Source organism: Flavobacterium sp. Leaf82, assembly GCF_001422725.1.
GTDB lineage: Bacteria > Bacteroidota > Bacteroidia > Flavobacteriales > Flavobacteriaceae > Flavobacterium.
The window spans coordinates 65,965-91,023 of record NZ_LMMA01000004.1 but is presented as its reverse complement, the minus strand read 5'-3'; the positions used below and the strand labels follow the sequence as shown (position 1 = coordinate 91,023).

15 protein-coding genes and 1 pseudogene are annotated in these 25,059 nt (G+C 34.2%); 13 read left to right on the top strand and 3 right to left on the bottom strand.

Going from position 1 to position 25,059, the window contains the following annotated elements:
* The first annotated feature begins 6 nt into the window (after positions 1-6).
* The 5 genes from ASF10_RS05230 to ASF10_RS05210 all read left to right on the top strand — a co-directional run bounded on the left by ASF10_RS05230 (position 7) and on the right by ASF10_RS05210 (position 5,595).
* Positions 7-1,167, top strand: a complete 1,161-nt coding sequence (locus ASF10_RS05230; RefSeq protein ID WP_056246330.1) for an FAD-dependent oxidoreductase — start codon at positions 7-9, stop codon at positions 1,165-1,167.
* A gap of 246 nt (positions 1,168-1,413) precedes the next feature.
* The gene (locus ASF10_RS05225) at positions 1,414-3,717 is read left to right on the top strand and encodes a type IA DNA topoisomerase (protein WP_056246327.1); all 2,304 of its coding nucleotides are present in this window, start codon (positions 1,414-1,416) and stop codon (positions 3,715-3,717) included.
* A 244-nt stretch (positions 3,718-3,961) separates the two neighbouring features.
* Positions 3,962-4,438 carry a DUF6265 family protein gene (locus tag ASF10_RS05220; RefSeq protein ID WP_056246324.1) on the top strand — a complete coding sequence of 159 codons (477 nt, stop codon included), beginning with the start codon at positions 3,962-3,964 and terminating at the stop codon, positions 4,436-4,438.
* Between the two features lie 97 nt (positions 4,439-4,535).
* Positions 4,536-4,886, top strand: coding sequence for a DUF4844 domain-containing protein (locus ASF10_RS05215; RefSeq protein ID WP_241774909.1), 351 nt, complete (start codon positions 4,536-4,538; stop codon positions 4,884-4,886).
* A gap of 169 nt (positions 4,887-5,055) precedes the next feature.
* Complete coding sequence (locus ASF10_RS05210; RefSeq protein ID WP_056246318.1) at positions 5,056-5,595, top strand: hypothetical protein; 540 nt, start codon at positions 5,056-5,058, stop codon at positions 5,593-5,595.
* Positions 5,596-5,701: 106 nt separating this feature from the next.
* Here ASF10_RS05210 and ASF10_RS05205 read toward each other — a convergent pair whose 3' ends face one another.
* Positions 5,702-6,862 carry an MFS transporter gene (locus tag ASF10_RS05205; RefSeq protein ID WP_056246315.1) on the bottom strand — a complete coding sequence of 387 codons (1,161 nt, stop codon included), beginning with the start codon at positions 6,860-6,862 and terminating at the stop codon, positions 5,702-5,704.
* Between the two features lie 254 nt (positions 6,863-7,116).
* On the opposite strand from ASF10_RS05205, the gene ASF10_RS05200 reads away from it, so the two are divergent.
* The 7 genes and pseudogenes from ASF10_RS05200 to ASF10_RS05175 all read left to right on the top strand — a co-directional run bounded on the left by ASF10_RS05200 (position 7,117) and on the right by ASF10_RS05175 (position 20,773).
* The gene (locus ASF10_RS05200; protein ID WP_241774908.1) at positions 7,117-9,021 is read left to right on the top strand and encodes a TonB-dependent receptor; all 1,905 of its coding nucleotides are present in this window, start codon (positions 7,117-7,119) and stop codon (positions 9,019-9,021) included.
* Positions 9,022-9,077: 56 nt separating this feature from the next.
* A pseudogene (locus ASF10_RS24495) lies at positions 9,078-9,440 on the top strand (TonB-dependent receptor domain-containing protein); the annotation flags it as partial.
* A gap of 305 nt (positions 9,441-9,745) precedes the next feature.
* Complete coding sequence (locus ASF10_RS05195; RefSeq protein WP_056246313.1) at positions 9,746-12,202, top strand: TonB-dependent receptor; 2,457 nt, start codon at positions 9,746-9,748, stop codon at positions 12,200-12,202.
* 117 nt (positions 12,203-12,319) lie between these two features.
* A complete protein-coding gene (locus tag ASF10_RS05190) occupies positions 12,320-13,045 on the top strand; it encodes a hypothetical protein (RefSeq protein WP_056246310.1) in 726 nt (241 codons plus the stop codon).
* Between the two features lie 511 nt (positions 13,046-13,556).
* A complete protein-coding gene (locus tag ASF10_RS05185) occupies positions 13,557-15,851 on the top strand; it encodes a TonB-dependent siderophore receptor (RefSeq protein ID WP_056246307.1) in 2,295 nt (764 codons plus the stop codon).
* Positions 15,852-16,052: 201 nt separating this feature from the next.
* A complete protein-coding gene (locus ASF10_RS05180; protein ID WP_241774907.1) occupies positions 16,053-17,363 on the top strand; it encodes an APC family permease in 1,311 nt (436 codons plus the stop codon).
* A gap of 494 nt (positions 17,364-17,857) precedes the next feature.
* Positions 17,858-20,773: a S8 family serine peptidase gene (locus ASF10_RS05175; protein ID WP_131726507.1), complete on the top strand. Its 2,916-nt coding sequence runs from the start codon at positions 17,858-17,860 to the stop codon at positions 20,771-20,773.
* Positions 20,774-20,894: 121 nt separating this feature from the next.
* Here the strand turns inward: ASF10_RS05175 and ASF10_RS05170 are convergent, their stop codons facing one another.
* Positions 20,895-23,531, bottom strand: a complete 2,637-nt coding sequence (locus ASF10_RS05170) for a valine--tRNA ligase (protein ID WP_056246298.1) — start codon at positions 23,529-23,531, stop codon at positions 20,895-20,897.
* Between the two features lie 277 nt (positions 23,532-23,808).
* Between ASF10_RS05170 and ASF10_RS05165 the strand changes: the two genes are divergently transcribed.
* On the top strand, positions 23,809-24,189 hold the full coding sequence (locus ASF10_RS05165) for a DUF1573 domain-containing protein (protein ID WP_056246463.1): 381 nt from the start codon (positions 23,809-23,811) through the stop codon (positions 24,187-24,189).
* A 398-nt stretch (positions 24,190-24,587) separates the two neighbouring features.
* Here the strand turns inward: ASF10_RS05165 and ASF10_RS05160 are convergent, their stop codons facing one another.
* Entirely contained in the window at positions 24,588-25,058 is a 471-nt protein-coding gene (locus tag ASF10_RS05160) for a hypothetical protein (RefSeq protein ID WP_056246295.1), read from the bottom strand.
* Between the last annotated feature and the right edge of the window lies 1 nt (position 25,059).

The window sequence follows — 25,059 nt, the reverse complement described above, 5'->3', positions numbered from 1 at the left end:
ACAGGAATGTTACTAGAAAATAAACAAGTTGCCATTATAGGCGGCGGTCCCGGCGGACTTACTTTAGCCAGACTATTGCAATTACAAAACGCAAACGTAAAAGTCTACGAAAGAGATTTAAATAAAGATGCGCGAGTACAAGGTTCTCCGCTTGATTTGCATGACGAATCTGGATTGGCAGCAATTCATAAAGCTGATTTATTTGAGGAATTCAAGAATAATTTTATGCCTGGCGCAGACAAAACCCTGATTCTGGACGAAAACGCAAAAATATTTTTTAGCGATCACGAAACAAATGTTGAGGAAGATTTCGGCAATGAATATTTTCGCCCTGAAATAGATCGCGGTGCATTACGCAAAATATTATTAGAATCTTTACAACCAGAAACGATAGTTTGGAACAGTCATTTTATTTCGATGGAACCGCAAAACGAAGGTTGGTTGCTAAACTTTAAAAACGGTGAATCATTTTATGCCGATATTGTAATTGGTTCTGATGGAGCAAATTCTAAAATCCGACCTTACATTACTGATATCAAAGCATTTTACTCTGGCATTACAATGCTTGAAGGCAATGTTCATGAATCTAAAAAAGCTACTCCTGTTATCGATTCTTTATTAAACGGCGGAAAAATCATGGCGTTTGGAAACGCAAAAAATATATTGCTGGGACAAAAAGGAGACGGCGCTCTTGGTTTTTATGCAAGTTTTAAAACTCCTGAAAATTGGGCTGTTACAAATGGTCTTGATTATACTGATAAATCACAAATACTGGAATGGTTTAAAAAAGAATATCCTGAATGGAGCAATATATGGTACGAGCTATTCGAGAATGTGTCTGTACCTTTTATTCCGCGTCCTATTTATTGCATGCCTTTAGATCAGGACTGGAAAACCTTGCCTAACGTAACGATTATTGGCGATGCAGCGCATGTAATGCCTCCTTTTGCTGGCGAAGGTGCAAATATGGCGATGCGAGATGCATTAGAATTAAGCGAATATTTAACATCAGATCAATATCATTCGTTACAAGAAGCTATTTCAAATTATGAAATTTCTATGCGTAAGAGAGCTTCAAAAGCAGCACAGGAATCACTTGAAAATGGCGAAAAAATGCACTCAGAAAATTCATTAACAACAATGCTGGAATTTTTTGCATTTGAATAACGAAAGTAAATCCACAATCAAAGTCCTTGCGAGGAACAAAGCAATCTCACGGTAAAAATCGACCACTAAATGAGATTGCTTTGTTCCTTGCAAAACGTTGTGACTTCGCCAAATTAAAAAAACTTAAAAAACTTCATATCCAGCTTCTTAACAACAATACAAAAAACTTAGCTTGTTAGAACATTTGCTTCTTAGCAACTTTCTTATAATAAATCCCTAATTTCGCTTTTAAATTAGAAAGAGAAAATGAAGGTCTGTATTGCCGAGAAACCAAGTGTAGCACGAGAAATCGCAACCGTTTTGGGAGCCAATACCAAGCACGATGGATATTATGAAGGAAACGGTTATGCTGTTACCTATACTTTTGGACATTTATGCACTTTAAAAGAGCCTAACGATTACAAACCTCATTGGAAAAGCTGGGATTTGAATAACTTACCCATGCTTCCGGAAAAATTTGAAACCAAAGTCGTTCAGAATTCAGGAATCCAAAAGCAATTTAAAATTGTAAAAAGCTTATTCGACAAAGCCGAGTTGGTTATAAACTGCGGGGATGCCGGGCAAGAAGGAGAATTGATTCAGCGTTGGGTCATGAATGAAGCGCATTACAAAGGCGAAGTTCAGCGTTTATGGATTTCGTCCTTAACAACCGAAGCTATAAAAGAAGGTTTTGAAAATCTAAAACCCTCTGCCAACTACGATAATTTATTTTACGCCGGATTTTCAAGAGCTATTGGCGACTGGTTATTGGGTATGAATGCCACACGTTTGTATACGGTAAAACATGGAGGTTACAAACAAGTATTGTCTATTGGGCGCGTGCAAACGCCAACATTGGCAATGGTTGTCGATCGCTGGAAAGAAATCGAAAACTTTAAACCTCAACCCTATTGGGAATTACAGACTTTATACAGAGAAACCCTTTTTAGTTATGAAGAAGGTCGTTTCCTGAAAAAAGAAGACGGTGAACTTCTCGCCAATAAAGTCAAAGAAAGCGAGTTCGAAATTGTTTCGGTCGATAAAAAGAACGGAAATGAATATGCTCCTAAACTATTTGACTTAACTGGCTTACAGGTTTATTGCAATACCAAGTTTGGATTTTCTGCAGATGAAACGCTTAAAATTGTACAAACGCTGTACGAACAAAAAGTAGTTACCTATCCCAGAGTTGATACTACGTTTTTGCCAAACGACATTTACCCAAAAGTACCGGGAATTCTGCAAAACTTAAAAAAATACAGTGAATTAACGCAACCGCTTTTAGGAAAAAAGATTAAAAAATCACCTAAGGTTTTCAACGATAAAAAAGTTACAGATCACCATGCTATTATTCCAACCGGAATAGAAAGCAATTTGCAATACAATCAGCAGCAAGTATATGACATCATTACCAAACGTTTTATTGCTGTGTTCTACGACGATTGTTTGGTTGCCAATACTACAGTAGTAGGAAAAGCTGCCGATGTGATGTTTAAAACTAACGGAAAAGAAATCCTTAAAAAAGGATTCCGTGTTGTATTTGAAGATCCTAATGCCAAAGAAAAAGAAGCTGATTTGTTGCCGAGTTTTGTGGTGGGAGAAAAAGGTCCGCATGAACCTTCGTTTTTAGAAAAAGAAACCAAACCACCCAATCAGTTTACCGAGGCAACTTTACTGCGTGCAATGGAAACTGCAGGAAAACAAGTCGACGATGAGGATTTGCGTGAATTAATGAAAGAAAATGGTATTGGCCGTCCGTCTACGCGAGCAAATATTATCGAAACGCTGTTTAAACGTCAATATATTGTTCGAAATAAAAAGCAGGTTTTACCAACTCCTACAGGGATTCAGCTTATTGATACGATTCAGAATGAACTGATAAAATCAGCTGAACTTACGGGTTCTTGGGAAAAACAATTGAAAGATATCGAGAAAGGAACTTTCACCGCTGGAGCTTTTATCAAAAACATGAAGCGAATGGTCGAGGCTTTGGTTACTGAGGTTCGAAGTGAAACCAGGCACGCCAATATTTCGCATGCAGCCACAACTCAAAAAGAAGTTGTAAAAACAGAGAAAAAGAAAGCAGATGGAATCCTGGCAGAAACTTGCCCTAAATGCCAGAAAGCAACTTTAATAAAAGGAAAATCGGCTTACGGATGTGGTAATTATAAAGCAGGCTGTGATTTTGTTTTGCCTTATACTTTTGCCGAGAAAAAAATAACCGAGAATCAATATTTAAGATTAGTCCAAAAAGGATCAACCGTAAATATTAAAGGTTTTAAAACCAATGAAGGAAGTGTTGAAGGTTTAATTCGTTTTGAAGAAAACTACAAACTTAAACTCGAAGTCAAGAAAACCGCTCCGAAAGCAAAAAAAGCCGAAACATCAGATTCACTGACATGTCCGAAATGTAAAAAGGGAACAATCATGAAAGGAAAAACTGCTTATGGTTGTGGTGATTATAAATTAGGTTGCAATTTTAAAGTGACTTTTGATGATGTAAGAGCGAAACTAAAAGATCAAAAACCTACTAAAGAACTGGTTTATTCGATTTTAAGCGAAAGCGTTTAATTTTTTTTAGCCACAGATTACAGGATTAAAAAGATTTTTTTTTCGTTGGGTTTCTTTTGCCACGAATTTCACAAATTTTCGCAAATTTTTAATCTTTATAATCTGTGGCATAAATTTACGTTCCAATTAACATAATCAATTCGTGAAAATTCGTAACCCGAGCGATAGCGAATAGGCGAAGCAAATTCGTGGCAAACTTTTTTTAATATCTTAGCTTTTCAATTAACTTCAAATATCTACGCATATGTTTCAGAAAATTACTCTTTTAGCCCTTGTATTAGTAGCAATATCTTGTCAGAAAAAGGAATCTGTAGAGAAAGATAAAATCAAAATCGCAGATTGGCTTATTGGAAACTGGGAAAACAAATCTCCCGATGGAGCACTTTCTGAAAACTGGATAAAACTAAACGACAGTACTTTTAGCGCTGCTTCTTATTTTATAAAAGGAAAAGATACTTTGCATTTCGAAAACATTGTTTTGGCTCAAAAAGGAGAAACATTAACGTATTTTGCAACCGTAAAAGGTCAAAATGATGATAAACCTGTAGCATTTCCATCAACTGCAGAATCCGACAAACAGCTGATTTTCGAAAATCCAAAACATGATTATCCGCAAAAAATTACTTATACAAAAGGCGCTGATAATACTATAACAGCTGAGATTTCAGGAAAATTGGACGGAAAAGTTACAACGGAGAAGTTTGTAATGGCGAAGGAGTAATTTAATGATAAAGGTAATTAATAAAATATTTTTGATTTCTGTATCTCTCATGTTTCTATGTTGTGGGCAAGGTCAAATAAAAACTCCAATTGATGCAATGAATAAATTTGAAGAATTTAAAAGTAAAGAAAAATTTGTAACAGATAATGTTATTTTTTATCCTGGAATTGGTGATCCAAAACTAAAACCAATTTTAACAGATAAAATTAATTTAGCTTCAGATGATTTTAAAAAAGTTGCCCAATCAAATCATTCAAGCGATGAAGATTATCAAAATGCAATTAAAATAGGACTTAAAAGATTTTCTACAATATATCTAGATTTAGATACTGAAAATAGAGAAAGAATTTGTAGCTATTTTGAAGAACTTATGGATATTGTTGGGCTTGAAAGTTCTGATGGTCAATTAAATAATTTCATGTATGACTTTGATCCTACAGAAAATTAAAAATTATATAATTTAGAAGGATGATCCCAATCAAAAAAAGTCTAAAAGAATATCTCTACAATATAATCAATTGATATTGAATTCTAAACCAAAGAAAAAGAACCGAAGATTCTAAAAATATTGTAGAGCTGGACTTTAGTCCAGATGCAAGAGTTAGAACATTACAAGAATGCAAGAAACAAATCGAAAATTCAAATTTGGAAAATTGGAAATTAGAAAATTTATAATTTCTGATTATTTATATTTAATATCATATTTGCTGGCTGTTTTATACTATTTATATTCCAGTAAATACAATCCAGAATACAAATTAGGTATCTCTTTAATAATATCTTTTGCTGCTGGTTTTCAAACAATTTCCTCTCCTTTTGGATTGAGATTTAGAAATATTTATTTTTCAATTATCTGGTTAATACTTTCTCTACTTTTATTAATTGATAATTATTTTTTTTCATTAATTCCCCTATCAACTTTTATTTTATATCATGTAATTAGAATACTATTTTGGAAGAAAAACAATAGAGAATTTATCCCTTATCAATCCGGAAAAGGTCAAATGTTTCGATTTAAAAGTTATTTTGAAGGCCGATACGGAAATCTTACAGATAAAAAATATACTAAGATCCTTTTAGGTATTGGAATTTTAATAATTGGATGTTGCTTAATACAAATGATAGTTTTCAAAAATTACATTTCAGAAAACATTTGATTAGTTCGGAAACACGATCGAAAATATATTCAACTGCCAATAAATTAATTCCGTACAAAAACCTTAGACACTCAGTAACTTACAACCTTAGGAACTTTAAAAAAAACTATTCGTTCTCCCCTATTTTATTTACCATAAAAATCATTAGTATCCCTAAAAGTGCCATTACCAAAAATGCCCATTTCATACTTAAGTATTCAGAGATAAAACCCACCATTGGCGGAACCAATAAAAACCCTAGATAACCAATTGTAGATATTGAAGTTAATGCAGAACCGCTGCTTAATTTTGAAGATCTTCCGGCAATACTAAATACTAACGGAACTACGCAGGAAACCCCAATACCTATTAATACATAACCAAAAATTGTTGGATAAGCATACGGCAGGATAAAACAGATCGAGAATCCAGCGGTGATAAAAATTCCGCTGTAAAGCAGGATTCGTTTCGTTCCAAATTTCATTACTCCGTAATCTCCAAACAAACGTCCTAAAGTTACGGCGGTTGCAAAAAACACAAATGCTGCACTTGTTAACTTTGGCGAAGCATGCAAAATATTTTCAAAATAAATTCCGCTCCAATCGTACATCGTGTTTTCGCAAGCCATCGATACAAAACAAATCAGGGCAAACTTAACCAGATTTTTTTCAGGCATCGAAAAGAACTTCTTCTTAACGGGTACGGGCTGATTATGAATACTAAGTGGATAAAAACAAGCCGTAAGTCCCATCATAAAAATACTAACTCCCAGTAAATGATACGATGGCGAAATTTGCTGTGTAACCATTACATATCCTAAACCTGCTCCTGAAAAAACGGCTATACTCCAAACGGCATGAAAACGTGTTATAATTGATTTTGGATATAGTTTTTGAACTTCAAGAGATTGTGCATTAATAGATAAATTAAAAATATTACGAGAAGCACCAAAAATTAAAAGTATCAAAACCAACTGCCATACAAAAGCGGCTAAGCCCGGCAAAGACAAGGCAATATTAAACATGATTGCTCCTAACAGCATGATATACCTGCTGCTGTATTTATTTAATAACATTCCTGTAAAAGGCATTGTAAGCATTAAACCAATTGGAAAAGCAAATAAAACGGCTCCAAACTCAGCTTCGGATAAATGTAATTGTGCTTGTATGTGTGGAATTCGCGATACCCAGGAAGAATATCCAAATCCGGAAACAAAAAAAAACACAGTATTTGCTATACGAAATCCTTTAGGTGAGTTTTGTATTTTTTTAAAAAAGGGTAAAATCATGAGCATCATTCATTTTAAGCGCACAAAATTAAGTCTTTTGAAGTGTAACTTCTACCCTTTTCAAGTTTTTTAATGACCCTCTGAATTTATTGGGGAATACTTTATTCCGTGAGGTAAAAAAATTGCGGAAAAATTATAACAAAAACTACATTAAATCAAGTTAAATAATATTGTTAAGGAAAGAATAATTTTTACATTTGCACTGTTTTTATTCATTCTAAATAAAAATAAACTTAACCAAATTTAATTTAAAAATGAAATATCCTATTGTGAAAACGTATCGTTTTCTATTTACAATCAGTTTGCTATTCTCTGTTTTTTGTTCATTTGCGCAACAAAACTTCGGAAAAATAAAAGGAACAATCACTACATCAGACGGAGATGCTGCTGCAGGCGTAAATGTTATTCTTAAAAACTCAAAATATGGAACTACAACAAATGATGACGGTAGTTTTGAACTGAACAGAGTACGACCAAATACGTATACGGTACAAATATCCTTAACAGGTTACGAAACTACTGAACAAGATGTTCTTGTAACCGAAAGCGAAACGGCAACTATTAACTTGCAATTAAAAGTTTCTAACAAAGAACTGCATGAAGTTGTGGTTAATGGCAAAAAAAGTATTTTATCAAAAAAAACAGATTATGTTGCAAGAATGCCGCTAAAAAACCTTGAAAATCCACAGGTTTACAGTGTGATTCATAAAGAACTTTTGCAGGAACAAATAGCAATAGATATTAAAAGTGCCACGCAAAACTCCCCGGGTGCTGTACCTGTAAGTTATCCGTCAGGAGGAGTTGGAATCACTTTTAGGGGTTTTACAACAGGAATCAATGCCAGAAACGGTATGGAAACAGCAACAAATCGCTCCTCTGTAGATTTGGCAAACGTAGAACGTATCGAAGTATTAAAAGGTCCGTCAGGAACTTTATTTGGTTCAACGGTTTCTTCTTTTGGAGGTGTTGTGAATTTAGTAACTAAAAAACCGTTTGCAACAACCGCAGCAGAAGTATCTTATACTATGGGAAGTTTTGGTCAAAACCGTCTTACGGCTGATGTTAACACGCCATTAAACGAAGATAAAACGGTTTTATTCAGAGTAAATATGGCTGCCAGTACAGAGAAAAGCTTTCTGGATTATGGCTTTAGTAAAACATTTGCCATTACTCCCAGCCTTACTTTTAAAGCAAGTGATAAGCTGACTTTTAATATTGATGCTGAATTAATTAATTCCAATAATACGAGACGTACTTACAACAGATACGATGCTGCGTCAGGAATTACGAATCCCGGAGATTTAAAAATTGGATATAGAAAAAGCTTGTTTTATGACGATAATGATGCTAAGACTTCGGCAAATAAAATTTTCGCTCAGGGAGAATATCAAATTTCTGAAAACTGGAGATCAACTACCTTATTTTCTTTTGTGGGAGAAAATGTAGATCGCAGTTACCAGACTTATTTACTTTGGACTTCTCCAACTATGGCATCCAGAAGAGTTGGTAATTGGGGACCTATTTATGATAATTATACCAATATTCAGGAAAATATTAACGGGCAGTTTTCAACAGGAAGCATCAAACATAAATTACTTATTGGAGCAAATTACAGTTTCAATAAAAGTGGCTTTTCGTCTGGTGTAACCCCTTATTTGGATACTGTTGATGTAACTGGTACTTATACTCCGTTAAGACGAAAAGCGGTAGATGCTGTATTAACACAAACTACCTATCCTACAGATGGTACTGATACTTTTAGCGTATATGCATCTGATGTAATTAATTTTACAGACAGGCTTTCGACTATGTTGAGTTTGCGTATCGACAGTTTTAATCGTCCTGAAGTTGAAGGTACAGAAGGATATCATCAAACAGCATTATCACCAAAACTAGGATTAGTGTATGAGTTGGTTAAAGATCAGGTTTCGGTATTTGGAAATTACATGAACGGATTCCAAAATTCTGCTCCGGTTACGCAGCCAGATGCAACCAGATTAGTTTTGGATCCTATATATGCTGTACAATTTGAAGGTGGTATAAAAGCAGAAGCTTTCAATAAAAAATTAAGCGCTACTGCAAGTTATTACAACATTAGAATTGATAATGCTACAAGAGCAACTGCAGATAGTTTTACGGTTCAGGATGGTTACAAGTAAGTAAAGGTCTTGATCTTGAGGTAGTCGCTAATCCATTTTCAGGTTTAAGTGTAGTCGCAGGATATGCCTATAATGACAATCGTATCGTAAAAGCGTCAGACGAATCTATACAAGGAAACAGGGCTACAAGTTCTCCTGAAAACGTGGCAAACTTCTGGGCGACCTATACGTTGCAAAACCAGCTAAAAGGTTTAGGTTTTGGTGCTGGAGCCAATTATGTAGATAAAAATTATATGTTCGAAGATAATGTTTTCTATATTCCGTCTTACACGACTTATAATGCTACGGTATTTTATGACCAGCCAACTTGGAGAGTTGGAGTAAAATTCAATAATATATCAAATGAAAAATATTGGGATTTTTATGGAAATTCTCAAGCACCTACAAACTTTCTGGTAAACCTAACATTAAAGTTTTAAGCCAAAATTATATCAAAAACACCTCTGTTAGAGGTGTTTTTTTAATAAAAAGAAGAATCAAAATTCATTAGATAAAATATAGGCTACCGTGACCGAAAGAAACTAGATAAGCTTCATCTACTAATTATGTAATTTATTCAGGCGGAATATTACGCTTACCTGGAAAGTTATTAGCTTTTTTTATTAGTTTTATATGTGCGATTCTTCCTATATACAGATTCTGTGTTTGGTGGAAAATAAAGAAGAAAAACAAAATCATATTATTTAGAAATCATATTTAATTACTAACCTAACATCTTAACCAAATGACCTACGTTAATTTAAGATTATCCAAATTCTTAAACCTCATCATTGTATTTTTTGCTTCAACATCAACATTATTTGCTCAGCAAAACAACGGTAAAATAAAAGGAACAATCACAACATCTGACGGTGAACTGGCTGTAGGTGTAAACATTATTCTTAAGGATTCAAAATACGGCACAATCAGTAACGAAGACGGAGCTTTTGAGTTTAATCGTGTAAAAGCAAATACCTATACATTGCAGGTTTCATTAACAGGTTATGAAACCTTAGAACAGGAAGTAGCTGTTTCTGCCAACGAAACTACAACGCTTAATTTGCAATTGAAGGTATCCAACAAGCAATTAAAAGAAGTAATAATTACCAATAACAGAGCAAAACTTTTCCCAAAGCAAAGTAATTATGTTTCTAAAATGCCATTAAAAAATATCGAAAATCCACAGGTTTACAATGTCGTTTCGGCTGATTTATTAAAAGAGCAAGCGATTACAAATTATGAAGATGCGATGAAAAACGTTCCCGGAATTCAAAAATTATGGGAATCTACAGGTCGTGGCAGCGACGGAGGTTCGTATTATTCTTTGCGTGGTTTCGAAACTCAGGCAAATATCGTAAACGGATTACCGGGTTTATCAAACGGAAGCCTAGATCCTGCCAATATCGAAAGAATTGAAGTTATCAAAGGTCCATCAGGAACTTTATTTGGCAGCAGCCTGATTAGTTACGGCGGACTTATAAATACAGTAACCAAAAAACCTTATTCCGGTTTTGGTGCTGAGGTATCTTATCTTGCAGGCAGTTTTGGTTTAAACAGAGTTACCGCAGATGTAAATACCTCTGTAGATGATACTGATAATGTAGCTATTAGAATTAATGCTGCTTATCAAACAGAGAATAGTTTTCAGGATGCCGGTTTTCGTACTTCTTTTTTTGTAGCACCGGTTTTGTCTTATAAAGTAAACGAAAAATTATCTTTCCTGATTAATACGGAGTTTATGCAGGAAGAAAAAACAACTCCTTCGATGTTATTTTTAGGGAGAAATTCTCCAGTGCAATATGCCAATGTTGGCGATCTTAATTACAATACAAAACTCTCTTTTTACAGCAATGATTTAGCAATAAAAAATCCAAAATATAATTTGCAGGGTCAGATGAATTATAAAATATCAGATCAATGGACATCGCAAACAGCAATTTCGAGAGGTTCTACAAAATCAAACGGATATTACTCCTATATCTACGACAACGAAAATGGCAAGCGTGATTTTAGTATTTTCATAACCAGAGAACAATCCCAAACTGCAACAACAGATATTCAGCAAAATTTTATAGGCGATTTCAAAATTGGCAATATGCGCAATCGTCTTGTAATTGGTTTAGATTATTTTTCTAAAAATACCATTTTTAACGGTTCTGGCTGGGGCTGGATTTATAATGTAAATGCACAGGGAGACATCAATTATATTGATCCTGAAACAGGAACTGAAGCAACTGTAAAACGTTCTCTGACCCAAAGTTCTGTCGAAGATTTACTATCGACCACCGGAGCACAAAACAACAATATCAAAGATGCGACGTATAGCGCATATGCCTCTGATGTCATTAATATTACGCCAAAATTAGTTGCAATGGCAAGTTTGCGTCTGGATTATTTTGATACCGAAGGCAACATCAAAACAGATACTGATGATTATAACCAAACCGCTTTATCTCCAAAATTTGGTTTATTGTATCAGCCTATAGAAGATAAATTGGCTTTTTTTGCCAACTATATGAACGGTTTTAGAAACATTGGTCCCGGACAAACTGCTAATCCTGACGGAAGCAACCCGACCAGTAAATCGTTTAAACCGGAACACGCCAATCAGTTTGAGTTTGGAGTAAAAGCCAATCTTTTGGGCGATAAATTAAATGCAACTGTAAGCTATTATGATATAAAAGTGGCAGATCTTGTTACGGCAGATCCGGATAACTTTTACAATAGTCTGCAAGGCGGAGAAGCGCAAAGCAAAGGTTTTGAGTTTGATTTGAATGCAAATCCGTTTAAGGGATTTAATATTATTGCAGGATATAGTTATAACGACAGCAAAATCATAAAAGGTGATGAAGCAAATGTTTGGTTAGAAACCGGAAAAAGACCAATCTGGTCAGGACCGGAAAACTTAATCAATCTTTGGGCAACTTATAAATTTGATTACGGAACGCTAAAAGATTTTGGTTTGGGCTTTGGTGGAAATTATGCCAGTGAAAATGCTATTTTGGACAGTCAGATTACCGGAAAATTTGTAATTCCGTCCTATACAGTCCTAAATGCATCTGTTTTTTATAACGTAAACAAATTCAGAGTTGCATTAAATATGAATAACATTGCCAATAAAGAATATTTTAATGGAGGCTGGTCTACAATCAATCCTCAAAAACCAAGAAATGTTGTGGCTAGTTTTACTTATAAATTTTAAAAATGATTATAAATCTTCAAACTTTAACGTCTCTTTTTATCTTTTTATTTTTAATTATTCTAAATAAGCCTTAAGTTTGTAAAATATAAATCACTAATAAAATTTAAACTTCCTCTTATGAAATCTAAAACTTTAAAATCACTGGCATTTTTACTTTTAATGTTAGTTGCAAGTCCGCAATTATTTGCTCACGCTCTCTGGATCGAAACTAAAGCAACCGGAACAAAAGGAAAAGCACAAGAAATTTCAGTTTTCTTTGGAGAATTTTCAGATAATGATATTACGCCTGCTGCAAAGTGGTTTTCTGATTTAAAAGATTTTACATTGGTTGTTATTAGTCCATCAAAAAAAGAAATTAAACTTACTGCAACCGCTTTAGAAAATAAATATCAAGCATTTTTTACTCCGGATGAAGATGGAGTTTACACAATCGCAATGCACCATAAAGTAAAAGATGTTTACGGAACTATGGTTTTAGATTATAATTCAAGCGCAACAGTTACTGTTGGTAATGCTGCAAAAGGAAATGAAGCTGCTGCAAACACAAATATCATCAGTTTATTTTCTAAAGATGCAACAACTGCAAAACAAAAAGCAAAGGTGAACGTAAATGCTTTATACGAAGCAAAAGTTGCCAAAGAACAAAAAATGAAAGTTATCGCTCCTAACGGATGGGAAAAAGAATTATGGAGTAATGAAAACGGAGAAATCTCGTTTACACCAATCTGGCCAGGAAACTATATGGTAGAATTTGCTTATACAGAAAAAGCTGCCGGAGAACATAATGGTAAAAAATACGACGAAATCTGGAAAATGGCTACGTACTTAATTACAGTAAAATAGTTTATTCCTTTCTTACTTTACAATACAAACCTTGTTCTTTTTGAGCAAGGTTTTTTTTATGCCTTACATTAAAATACGATTATAATAAGTAGTTTTTTTGTTTGGGCGTTCCCTTCGGTCGGGCTATCCGCTAAATTCCCAATAAGTAAAACTACGGCAAAAAAACCTTGTTTTTCTAATTGCGAGATACCGCTTCTATCCCTAACGCAAACTTAGGTTATGAGAAATTTATTATTTCATTTAAAAAAATCCATATTTATTGACTGATTATCATAAGCTTCGAATTTAGCAATTCTAAAATACTTCATTAAAAAGAAAAAAACTGCTATTTAAACATCTCAAAAGCACATTATTTATATATAATTAAATTGTTTTAAACAAAATCTTAAGCAAATCTTAAGACAAAACTAAGCAAGGTTTAAGTACGAAAACTTATCAATAAATTTTGTTAAAACAAATATGTGAACTTATATTTGCAAAAACTTATTTTTATTCAATCTAAATAAATACCATGAGATATAATTTACTATTTGTTTTATCTTTTATAAGCCTTGCCTCTTACAGCCAGCAATATACCAGTACAGAGAATGGTTCTACAGCAAATGATACTGTAAAAAATAAAAAAGGAGAAATTCTTAATGAAGTTTTAATTACAGCAAATAAACCAAAAAAACCTATTGAAGCAGCTCGTTCAGGAATCAAAGTAATGGATTTACCACAAAGTGTTCAAATCATAGGTAATGAAGTAATCGAACAGCAACAAGCGATTAGATTAAGCGAAGTAGTAAAAAACCTAAACGGAGTTTATGTAGGATCAGCTCGTGGTGGTGCGCAGGAATCTTTTTTCTCAAGAGGATATGATATGTCTGCCAATAATATGTTTAAAAACGGTTTTCGTTATAATGCAGGTTCAATACCTGAAGTTTCATCTCTGGAAAAAGTAGAATTCTTAAAAGGAGGTTCGGCTTTATTATATGGAAATGTTGCTCCCGGCGGAATCATGAATTTAGTTACCAAAACACCAAAATTTACACAAGGCGGTGAATTATCGATGCAAATAGGAAGTTATGCTTTCTACAAACCATCTTTAGACATTTATGGACCATTAAATAAATCAATCGCATACAGATTTAATGCTTCTTATGAAAACTCAGAAAGCTTTAGGGATTTTGTAAAAAACGAACGTATTTATATCAATCCATCGTTTTTATTTCACATCTCAGACCAAACACAAATTACCGTACAAGGAGATTATTTAAGTGCAGACTGGACTCCAGATTTTGGTACCGGAATTTACGAAAAAACAATATTAGATTTACCACGTAACGAATATTTTGGAGCACTTTGGTCAACTGCAAATACAAAATCTGCCAGTGCATCGGTATTATTAAATCATGATTTTAATAAAAACTGGAAATTAAATTTTAATTCTTCTTACCAATCTTACCGCAGAACGCAAACTTCAACAGCGCAATTAAGTACCATTGAAGCTAATGGAAACTGGAAACGCGGATTAACAAAATCTGATGGTGCTGAACAAATATTTGGTGATCAGTTAAGTTTACAGGGAACTTTTAATACCGGAAGCATCAAACACCAAATATTTACAGGAGTTGACTACGAAAATTCTATCGCTCCAAGTTATACTTATGGTTTTTATGCAACACCAAACGGTACAACAGCTATCACTACAGAAGCTACTGCGATAAATCTTTACAATTACGATTACAGCACACAAAGTCTTACGATACCTTACCCAACCAGAGCAACTCAATTGGCTACTACAAACACACAACGTTTTGGTGCTTATGCTCAGGATTTAATCTCTGTTACAGAATATGTAAAAGTTTTAGCCGGTTTAAGATGGTCATGGCAGGAAAGTGAAGTTGAAACGTCTAAAGAAGTAATAGAAAAAAACGTTATTACAACAAGTCTTGAAAATTCAATACCGGTAACTGGCGCTAAAACTTTAAACAGAGCTTATTCGCCAAAAGCAGGATTGGTAATACAACCTACTAAAGATTTGTCTTTGTTTGCAAGTTACTCGAACTCTTTTACACCTAATACAGGAACAACAGTAGACTTAAAACCTTTAGATCCGTCGATTATTGACCAATATGAAGTTGGTATTAAAAAAGATTTCTGGAGAGGTTTGTTAAGTACCAATATTACAGCTTACCAAATATCTAATAATAATTTAGCACAAACAGCTCCGTTTTTAGCAGATGGTGTGACACAAAACGCTACTACAACATTAAAAGAATTAGTAGGAGCAACAAAAGGAAAAGGGGTCGAAATAGACATTACAGCTACTCCGGTAGAAGGTTTGAATATTATGGCAGGTTATAGTTTTAATGAAACCAAAGTATCAAAATCATCCGGAACAAACGGAAGTCTTGTCGTTGGTGATGTATTAGCAAGAACTCCAAAAAATACTGCCAATTTGAGCTTTTTCTACAAATTACCTGAAGGTTTATTAAAAGGATTATCATTTGGAGCCATTGCAAACTATGTTGGTGATCGCACAGGTGGTTGGAATGATGATTATTTATGGACAGCTGTTAAACCTACAACTGCAAATCCAAAACCGGATCCTGCTTACATTGTAACAATCAGAGACAGAGATATTCCGTTAAAAGGTTATACTACTATCGATGCATCTTTAGGATATGAGTGGAGAAAAATCTCAATCTTATGCAGATTGTCAAACATTACAAATGAATTAAATTATACGGTTCACGAAAATTATAGTGTAAACCCAATAGCGCCACGTCAGATTATGACAAGCTTAAGATATAAATTTTAAAAATTGAATTAGATTTTTATCCTCCAAAGCTTTTTCTGCATTTTCTTTATTGAAAGTCAGAAGAAGTTTTTGGTTTTTAAAACACTATAAAACCTCATTTATAAACTAAATGAGGTTTTTTATTTCCACAAAATAAAGTCTACTAATTGTATTACTTTTGTTGGGCAGATATTTTTTGCCCCATCAAAATAAATTCCAAATATGTCAAAAAACCAATTAAAGAAAAGTTTAGGATTAAGTTTTAATATTGCCGTATTAATTGGTGGAACAATAGGAGTTGGAATTTTGAGAACACCGGGTTCAATTGCAGGTTTATTAGATAATTACTGGCTTGTCATTGCTTCATGGCTTTTTGGCGGATTATTTGTTTTAATAGGCGCCAATTCATACGCAGAGCTTGCTACAATGCTTCCTAAAGCCGGAGGATCTTACAATTATATCAAAAGAGCTTTTGGCGAATATGCCGGTTTCTTATCCGGTTGGTTTGATTATATTACCAATGTTATTCCGCCCGCTTTTTACTGTATTGTTATCAGTGAATACATGATTATTTTATTTCCGGGCCTTCGGGAGTTTTCAACCCAAATGGCAATCTCGTTATTAATTGCTTTTGTATTATTACACTTAAGCGGCGTAAAAAACGGAAGCTTAATTCAGCAAATTACCAGTTTACTAAAAGTCATTTGCTTTTTTGCTTTGCTTGTGGCGTGTTTTATGTATTCAGGCGTTAAATTAGCGCCAATTCCTAAAGATAATTCACTCGTACAAATTGGTTTATTATTTGGATTTTTTAAATCACTTCAGCTTATCATCGGAACGTATAATGGCTGGAACAGCGTTTGCTTTTTTGCAGAAGAAAATGACGATCCAAGTAAAAATATTCCAAAATCATTGTTTAGCGGCGTATTACTGGTAATCGCAATTTATGTTTTATTGAATGTTGCTTTCTTTCACGTTTTACCAATAGAAACTATAGCAAAATCAAATTTGGCTGCCGCCGATGTTGCCAATGTCATTTTTGGAAAAAACGGAGCTATAATAGTTACTGTTATTTCTATATTTTCATTGATCAGCATTCTAAATGCCTTTATGATGATTCCGCCCAGAATTTTATACGGATTAAGCCGCGATGGTTTTTTTATCGAAAAAGGAACTTCTGTCAATAAAGGCGGAACTCCAATTGTGGCGCTTTTAGTTTCCTCATTATTCAGTTTGTTCCTGATTTGTATTGGTTCCTTTGAAGTCTTATTTTCATTTGCCGCCTTTACCTCTATTATTGTTTGGGGATTGGCATATTGCTCTCTTATAAAACTAAGAATTTCAGAACCTCATTTACCAAGACCCTATAAATCTGCCTGGTATCCTTTTACAACAATAATTGCAATTATAGCTTCGCTGGCATTATTAATTGGGTTTGTTTACAGTGATCCAAAAAGTTTTATCATTATCGTGGCTATTACTTTAATTTCTTATCCTTTGTTTTTAATATTAAGAAGAAAGAAAAAAGTATAACAACATATTAAATTACACAGGATTTATCAAAATAAGATACATGCTGTAATTTCAAAAAAGCAACCGTCTCCATGTAAAAATTGAGACGGTTTTTTTGTGGCTTTATATCAATATTTTATTCTAAAATCGCGATTCCAGCCCTTTAGAACAGTATAAAATAACTGACACACCCTTTATTTACCTACAATTTTATGATTTATTCTTACAAAATTACAATTAATTAAAAATCAGGTATTTATACGCTATTCAACTTCATTTACTTTAACGAGCTTTGTTATCCTTAAAGTAATTTCATACAAAAAAAATGTGTTTTGTAAATAAAATGACAGATTAATTTTTCAGAAGTATTTTTTTATTAACCTTTTAATACTCAAAATTATGAAAATGAAATTTAGCATGCTGCATGAATTCTCAGGAAGCATCAGCGACAGAAGTCCTCCTTTTTCTCCACAAGAAAGTTTCATAAAATTTAACCCCATAAAATCTATAATCATATGAAAAATCTATACAAAATTATTTTCTTTTGTGTGAGTGGAATGATGTATTCCCAAACTCAAAATGATATCGAAACAATTAAGTCCGGTACAAATGTTACAGAACTGGAATCTTTAAGCGTGAGATATAAAGACGAAGCGGCTAAAAATAAAGAGAGAGCTATAAGTCTTGCGCGGGCAAATGGCTGGGCTCTGACATTTATTAATAAAGATGGTACGCAAAGTGAACTAATGGATGTTTCGCCAGACGGAAAATCTCCTGTTTATTTTACACCCGAAAATGCAGATGCGGCAAAATCAACCCGCGCTAATTATTTGAATTCCGGCGGTGGATTAGGTCTCGCACTCAACGGACAAAATATGACTGCTTATGTTTGGGATGGCGGAGCCACACTTCCTACCCATAACGAATTTGGAGGAAGAGTCACTATTACGGATGGCGTTACCACTATTATCACCACAAACAACAATAGCCAGCATGCCAATCATGTTACCGGAACTATCGTTGCTGCAGGTTTAGTCGCTCAGGCAAAAGGAATGGCTTTTCAGGGAAATGCAAGAACCAATAATTGGGATTTTGATTTATCTGAAGCTACAACCGCAGCAGCAAACGGAATGTTGATATCGAATCATTCTTACGGCTGGGGATTAAGAAATGCAGCCGGGACAGTTGTTATGGCACCATGGAGATTTGGAGCATATGAATCTGTTGCCAGAGACTGGGATCTTTTAATGTTTAATGCGCCTTATTATTTAATGGTAAAAGCTGCCGGTAATGATGGTAATGACAACACTGCAAACACAAGTCCGTTAGGAGGTTTTACTGCTTATGATAAACTTACAGGATATGCAACTGCAAAAAATAATCTTGTAATTGCTAATGCAAATGATGCTGTAATAAACAGTTCAGGAGCATTAACAAGTGTTACTATTAATAGTTCAAGCAGTCAGGGCCCAACAGACGATTTAAGAATTAAACCTGATCTTACCGGAAACGGAACTACACTTTATTCGACTGCTACACTTACATCCGTAATAACACCATTAACGAATACCAGTTACGGAAACGCAACCGGAACGTCAATGGCGTCTCCTAATGTTACCGGAACATTGCTATTATTACAACAGCATTACAAAAATAAAACAGGAGGTTTTATGCGCGCCGCAACCTTAAAAGGATTGGCTTTGCATACCGCAGATGATGCCGGTCCAGTTGGTCCTGATGCTATATTTGGCTGGGGTTTACTGAATGCAAAATTTGCAGCCGAAACTATTACAAAAAAGGGAACAAATGCAATTATCGACGAAAACACGCTCAATAATGGAACTAATTATAGTTTCACAGTAACATCTGATGGGGTGAATCCTTTAATTGCTTCTATCTCCTGGACAGATCCCGCAGGTGTGGCTTATTCCGGAAGTACGGCTAATATTGGTACAGCCAAATTAATCAACGATCTGGATATTCGAGTAACAAATTCAGCTGGAACTACTTTTCCTTACCGATTATTAACTGCCACCACAAACGGATTAGGCGATAATACCAAAGATCCGTTTGAGAGAATTAGAATCGTTGGAGCGGCAGGAAATTATACGGTAACGGTTTCTCATAAAGGAAGTTTGGTTAACGGTAATCAAAAATATAGTGTAATAGTGACGGGAATAGTTCCTCCGTTGGCTGATCTTTATATAAAAGACAGACCATATGATACAGGAGTTGAACCAAACTCAGATACTGGACCTATGTGGATAAGCGATGATATTTGGGTACGCCAAAATATTGATGCAGGACTTGTACATGAAAACCCTGAGTATAAAACAAGTTCACCTAATGCCGTATATGTCAGAGTTTATAATAGAGGAACTGCCTCTAGTTCTGCCTCTAAAGTAAAACTTTATTTTGCCAAAGCTTCATCTGGATTAACATGGCCAACCAACTTCGTGAATTTTAGTGTAGGTGGCGTAATAAATGGTGATTTTATTGGCGAAGTAAATATTCCTGCTATTACAGCAGGCAGCAGCGCGATTGTAATGATTCCTTGGTATCCGCCAAATCCTGGAGATTTTACTTATGATCAGCATCATTTTTGTCTGACTGCCAGAATTGAAGCTTTTGGTGATCCTATGTTTAATGAAGTAAACAATATTAGTATTGGTGCAAATGCCAAAAACAACAATAATATTGCCTGGAAAAACTTAAGTGTTTATAATTTAAATACTACTGATGTTGTTGCACCAACAGCTGTTTTTATTAGAGGAATTAGATCTAAATCTGTAAACATTAGATTTGTGGATAAAGGATTTAATGAAGAGCTTAAAAATAATTTCTTTGAATTGGGAGGAACTATAGAAGCAACTCTTGATGAACGCTTATTCGAAAAAGCGCAAGCTAACGGAAGTTTAAGAGGTGTGAAAATTATCGATAAAAATAAAATCCTAATTGCTTCGAGAGATGCTGCAATTACAAATTTACCTATCGAGATTGGAGAGACTTTTGGAATAACTTTTGACTTCAGAGTAGCGAAAGATTTTCCTGCCGAAGAACAAATTACTTTAGATCTTATTCAGGAAGATGCACTAAGAGGTGAATTGGAAGGCGGAGAACGTTTTGCCCTTGTAAAAGCCGGAAAACCAAATTCTAAAACAGAAGAGATACTGCTTAAAGAAACGGAAGAATCACGAGTATTTACTATTTATCCTAATCCTACAAACGGAATATTTAAAATAAGCATTAACAATGCTGAGCAGGGAACTTTAAAAATAACGAGTATTTATAACGGTGTTGTTTTTGAAGAAAAAACCAATAAAGACAGGGAATTTAATGTAAATATAGCAAACCAAAATGCTGGAATTTATATTGTTCAGTTTATTTCTGATAATGGAATTGTAACTACCAGAAAGATCATTAAAAACTAATCTCTAAAAATCATCTTTTTTGCCCCATTCAATTCAAGTTAGTTAGTTATTTAGTTAATGAAAAAATCCCAATACTAAAATTTAGTATTGGGATTTTTATATTAAAAAGCTAAGCCGTTTCTTATTTCAAACCGGCAATACTTTGCTCGATTGTAGCAATTTTTGCTAAAGCATCAGCTTCTTTTTGTCTTTCGTTAGCCAAAACTTTTTCTGGTGCTCCGCCAACAAATTTTTCATTTGATAGTTTTGCCTGAACAGATTTTAAGAAACCTTGCGTATAAACCAACTCTGCGGTTAGTTTTGCAATTTCAGCCTCAACATCAATATTTCCTCCTGAAATTGGAATGAAATATTCATTTGATTTTACACGGAAAGATAACGCTCCATCAACTTTAGCCGAAACATATTCGAAAGCTGAAATATTACCCAATTTTGTTACGATTGTATCAAAATAAACAGAGATATTCTCGCTGTTGATTGCTTTTAATTCGATAGCATCTTTAAACGGAATATTTTTATCTTTTCTGATGGTTCTAATTCCTGAAATTACTTCAATTGTATTTTCAAAATCAGTTATCAAACTTGCGTTAAAAGGTTTTAATTCCGGCCAAGTCGAAACAATTAAAGCTTCTTCAGGAGTTCTTTCAGCAATTAAATGCCAAATTTCCTCTGTTAAGAAAGGCATAAATGGGTGAAGTAATTTTAAGTTACTTTCTAACATTTCGATTGCTTTATCAAACGTTGCTTTATCAATTGGTTGTTGATACGCTGGCTTGATCATTTCTAAAAACCAAGAACAGAAATCATCCCAAACTAGTTTGTAAATCGCCATTAACGAATCAGAAATTCTGTACTTCTCGAAATTATCTTCAATATCAACTAAAGTTTGCTGCAACTTCGCTTCGTACCATTCGATAGCTACTTTTGATGATTCCGGTTGTGGAATTGTTTCAGAAACTTCCCATCCTTTAATCAATTTAAAAGCATTCCAAATCTTGTTAGAAAACCCTTTTCCCTGATTACATAATTCTTCATCAAACATAATATCGTTTCCTGCAGACGCGCTTAAAAGCAATCCTACACGAACTCCATCGGCACCAAATTTTTCGATCAAGTCTAAAGGATCAGGAGAATTTCCTAATGATTTAGACATTTTACGACGTTGTTTATCACGTACTAAACCTGTTAGATACACATTTGTAAATGGTTTTTCGCCTGCATATTCGTAACCTGCAATAATCATTCTGGCAACCCAGAAAAACAAGATATCCGGACCTGTAACCAAGTCGTTTGTTGGATAATAATATTTAAAATCTTCACTTTCAGGATCCATGATTCCGCCAAAAACCGACATTGGCCATAACCAGGAAGAAAACCAGGTATCTAATGCATCAACATCTTGTCTTAAATCTTTTGTTTCAAGTTTCAAGTTTGAAGTTCTTTCTTGTGCTAACTTTAATGCATCTTCGATGTTTTCAGCTACAACAAAATCTTCTTTTCCGTCTCCGTAATAAAAAGCAGGAATTTGTTGTCCCCACCATAATTGGCGGGAAATATTCCAATCGCGAATATTGTTTAGCCAATGTGCGTAAGTATTCTCAAAACGTTTTGGGTGCAATTTAATATCTCCATCAACCAAAACAGATTGGATCGCCGGTTTTACTAAATCTTCCATTTTCAAAAACCATTGATCTGATAATCTTGGTTCGATTACAGCTTTAGTTCTTTCAGATGTTCCTACTTTATTCAAGTGGATTTCGGTTTTTGCCAAAGATCCAATTTCTTCTAATTCTTTTGCAATTTCGGTACGAACCACAAAACGGTCTTTTCCCTGATAATGCAATCCGAAACTATTTAATGTAGCATCTTCATTAAAAATATCAACGATTTCAAGATTGTGTTTTTCTCCTAACGTTTTATCGTTCATGTCGTGCGCCGGAGTTACTTTTAAACATCCGGTACCAAATTCTACATCTACATATTCATCTTCGATAATCGGGATTACACGTCCACAAATAGGAACTATTGCTTTCTTCCCTTTTAAATGTGTAAAACGTTCATCGTTCGGGTTAATACAAATAGCTGTATCTCCAAAAATAGTTTCCGGACGAGTTGTTGCAATCGTCAGGAAATCTTCAGATCCTTCAATTTTATATTTTAAGAAAAATAATTTTCCTTGTTGTTCTTCATAAATAACTTCTTCGTCAGACAAAGTAGTTTTCGCTTCCGGATCCCAGTTTACCATTCGGTAACCTCTATAAATTAATCCTTTATTATATAGGTCAACAAATGATTTAATTACAGATGCTGACATATCAGGATCCATAGTAAATTTGGTGCGTTCCCAATCACATGAAGCACCTAATTTTTTAAGTTGCTCCAGAATTGTTCCGCCATATTTATCCGTCCATTCCCAGGCATGTGCCAAAAATTCTTCACGGGTTAAATCATTTTTATTGATTCCTTCGGCTTTTAATTTTGCTACAACTTTTGCCTCAGTCGCAATAGAGGCGTGATCCGTTCCCGGAACCCAACAAGCATTGAAACCTTTAAGACGCGCTCTACGAATTAAAACATCCTGAATTGTATTATTTAACATATGTCCCATGTGCAAGACACCAGTGACGTTTGGAGGCGGAATTACAATAGTATACGGCGTTCTATGATCTGGCTCAGAATGAAAATAATTGTTTTTCATCCAGTAATCATACCATTTATTCTCAATCGTCTTAGCGTCAAATTGTGCTGGAATTGTCATTTAAATAGGTTGTTTAATCGTTAATTCGTTGATTTGGTAAATCGTTAAATTGCTTAATCGTTGATTTGTTTTTAATGGTCCTTTATTACCAAAATTTTATAAATCAATTAGCCGGCTAAACAGTTAAACAAATAAACCATAAAAACTTTGGTTCAATTTTTGTATTTATAACTGACAGCAAAAGTAAATAATTAAGTACACTATAAAAAGCGAATTAATAATTTGTGTGTTAATTAAAAGAATGTATATTTACTTACAACTTAAAAACAAATTTAAAATGAAAAATGTAGCCTCTTTTATTGCTGTCGTATTGTTTAGCGCAATAGGTTATGCACAAAACGGCCCAAAAATTGAATTTGCAGCCCAAGATAATACGATCGATTATGGAAAAATTTCGAAAAGTGACAATGGAGTTCGCTCCTTTGAATTTACAAACACCGGTGATGCCCCACTTTTAATTACTGGCGCAGAATCTACTGTAAGTTCTATTGTTGTTACAAAACCTGCAGCAGCAATTATGCCTGGTAAAAAAGGTAAAATTGATGTAAAGTATAACATGGCAGCTGGTCCAATTCGTAAAACAATTACAGTTGAAACTAATGCCGTAAACTATCCTGACGGTAGAGTTGCCCTTAAAATCAAAGGGGAAGTTTTATAATAAAACAAAAAACTAAAAATAGTAAAAGCCGTTTCTTAATTAGGAACGGCTTTTTTTATGAAATCAATTAAGGCTATTGTTATGATTTTGTCATTTCGACCGAAGGAGACCCGAGCGATAGCGAACAGACGAAGTAAATCACACTAGAAATTCTACGATCAAAATCGCCAATGTTTATTGAGTTACGCGTGCGATTTCTCCCTTCGGTCGAAATGACAAGATTGTGGTTAATTTTTGTAAAACCAATAAACCCGACAGGTTTTTAAAACCTGTCGGGTTTGTCGTTGCGGAGTTACTTATGAAGATTTCTCCTTCGGTCGAAATGACAAAATTGTGGCTACTTTTCTGCAAAACCAATAAACCCGACAGGTTTTTTAAACCTGTCGGGTTTGAATATCTTATTTACAATCAGCAGTTGAAAATTTATATTTTACACGATCAAAGTCAATTGGTTTATCCTTTACTAAATAAGTTACTCCCATTGTAGTTTGCATGGTTCCGTTTCCTAAAATAAGTTGATTGTCTCGTTTTAAAAATGCCATTGGGTTTTTGAACGTTTTATTTTTATTGGTTACTTCAACAAAAGTATAATCTACAAACAAAGTATCTCCACGAAATTCTCCTGTAATATCACCGGTTCTTTCTGTTGCGCTTGCTACTTTCATGACCATATTTCCGGCAATTTTACCGTTTTTCAGGGTATTTAATTTTAGATTGAGAGTATCTTTTTCATAAACAGCTTTATAACATTGAGTACTTACAGGCTTTTCAGCTTCTGCATCGACAACTTTTTTTGGTTCTTCATTCTTTTTACAGCTTTGAAGTCCAACGAAAGACAAAAGCAAACAGGATATAACCAGATTTCTCATA

What these genes read in the sequence shown, in the direction of transcription:
- ASF10_RS05230 (WP_056246330.1), top strand. Translation starts at nt 7, where the DNA reads ATGTTACTAGAAAATAAACAAGTTGCCATTATAGGCGGCGGTCCCGGC.
- ASF10_RS05225 (WP_056246327.1), top strand. Translation starts at nt 1,414, where the DNA reads ATGAAGGTCTGTATTGCCGAGAAACCAAGTGTAGCACGAGAAATCGCA.
- ASF10_RS05220 (WP_056246324.1), top strand. Translation starts at nt 3,962, where the DNA reads ATGTTTCAGAAAATTACTCTTTTAGCCCTTGTATTAGTAGCAATATCT.
- ASF10_RS05215 (WP_241774909.1), top strand. Translation starts at nt 4,536, where the DNA reads ATGAATAAATTTGAAGAATTTAAAAGTAAAGAAAAATTTGTAACAGAT.
- ASF10_RS05210 (WP_056246318.1), top strand. Translation starts at nt 5,056, where the DNA reads ATGCAAGAAACAAATCGAAAATTCAAATTTGGAAAATTGGAAATTAGA.
- ASF10_RS05205 (WP_056246315.1), bottom strand. Translation starts at nt 6,862, where the DNA reads ATGATTTTACCCTTTTTTAAAAAAATACAAAACTCACCTAAAGGATTT.
- ASF10_RS05200 (WP_241774908.1), top strand. Translation starts at nt 7,117, where the DNA reads ATGAAATATCCTATTGTGAAAACGTATCGTTTTCTATTTACAATCAGT.
- ASF10_RS05195 (WP_056246313.1), top strand. Translation starts at nt 9,746, where the DNA reads ATGACCTACGTTAATTTAAGATTATCCAAATTCTTAAACCTCATCATT.
- ASF10_RS05190 (WP_056246310.1), top strand. Translation starts at nt 12,320, where the DNA reads ATGAAATCTAAAACTTTAAAATCACTGGCATTTTTACTTTTAATGTTA.
- ASF10_RS05185 (WP_056246307.1), top strand. Translation starts at nt 13,557, where the DNA reads ATGAGATATAATTTACTATTTGTTTTATCTTTTATAAGCCTTGCCTCT.
- ASF10_RS05180 (WP_241774907.1), top strand. Translation starts at nt 16,053, where the DNA reads ATGTCAAAAAACCAATTAAAGAAAAGTTTAGGATTAAGTTTTAATATT.
- ASF10_RS05175 (WP_131726507.1), top strand. Translation starts at nt 17,858, where the DNA reads ATGAAAAATCTATACAAAATTATTTTCTTTTGTGTGAGTGGAATGATG.
- ASF10_RS05170 (WP_056246298.1), bottom strand. Translation starts at nt 23,531, where the DNA reads ATGACAATTCCAGCACAATTTGACGCTAAGACGATTGAGAATAAATGG.
- ASF10_RS05165 (WP_056246463.1), top strand. Translation starts at nt 23,809, where the DNA reads ATGAAAAATGTAGCCTCTTTTATTGCTGTCGTATTGTTTAGCGCAATA.
- ASF10_RS05160 (WP_056246295.1), bottom strand. Translation starts at nt 25,058, where the DNA reads ATGAGAAATCTGGTTATATCCTGTTTGCTTTTGTCTTTCGTTGGACTT.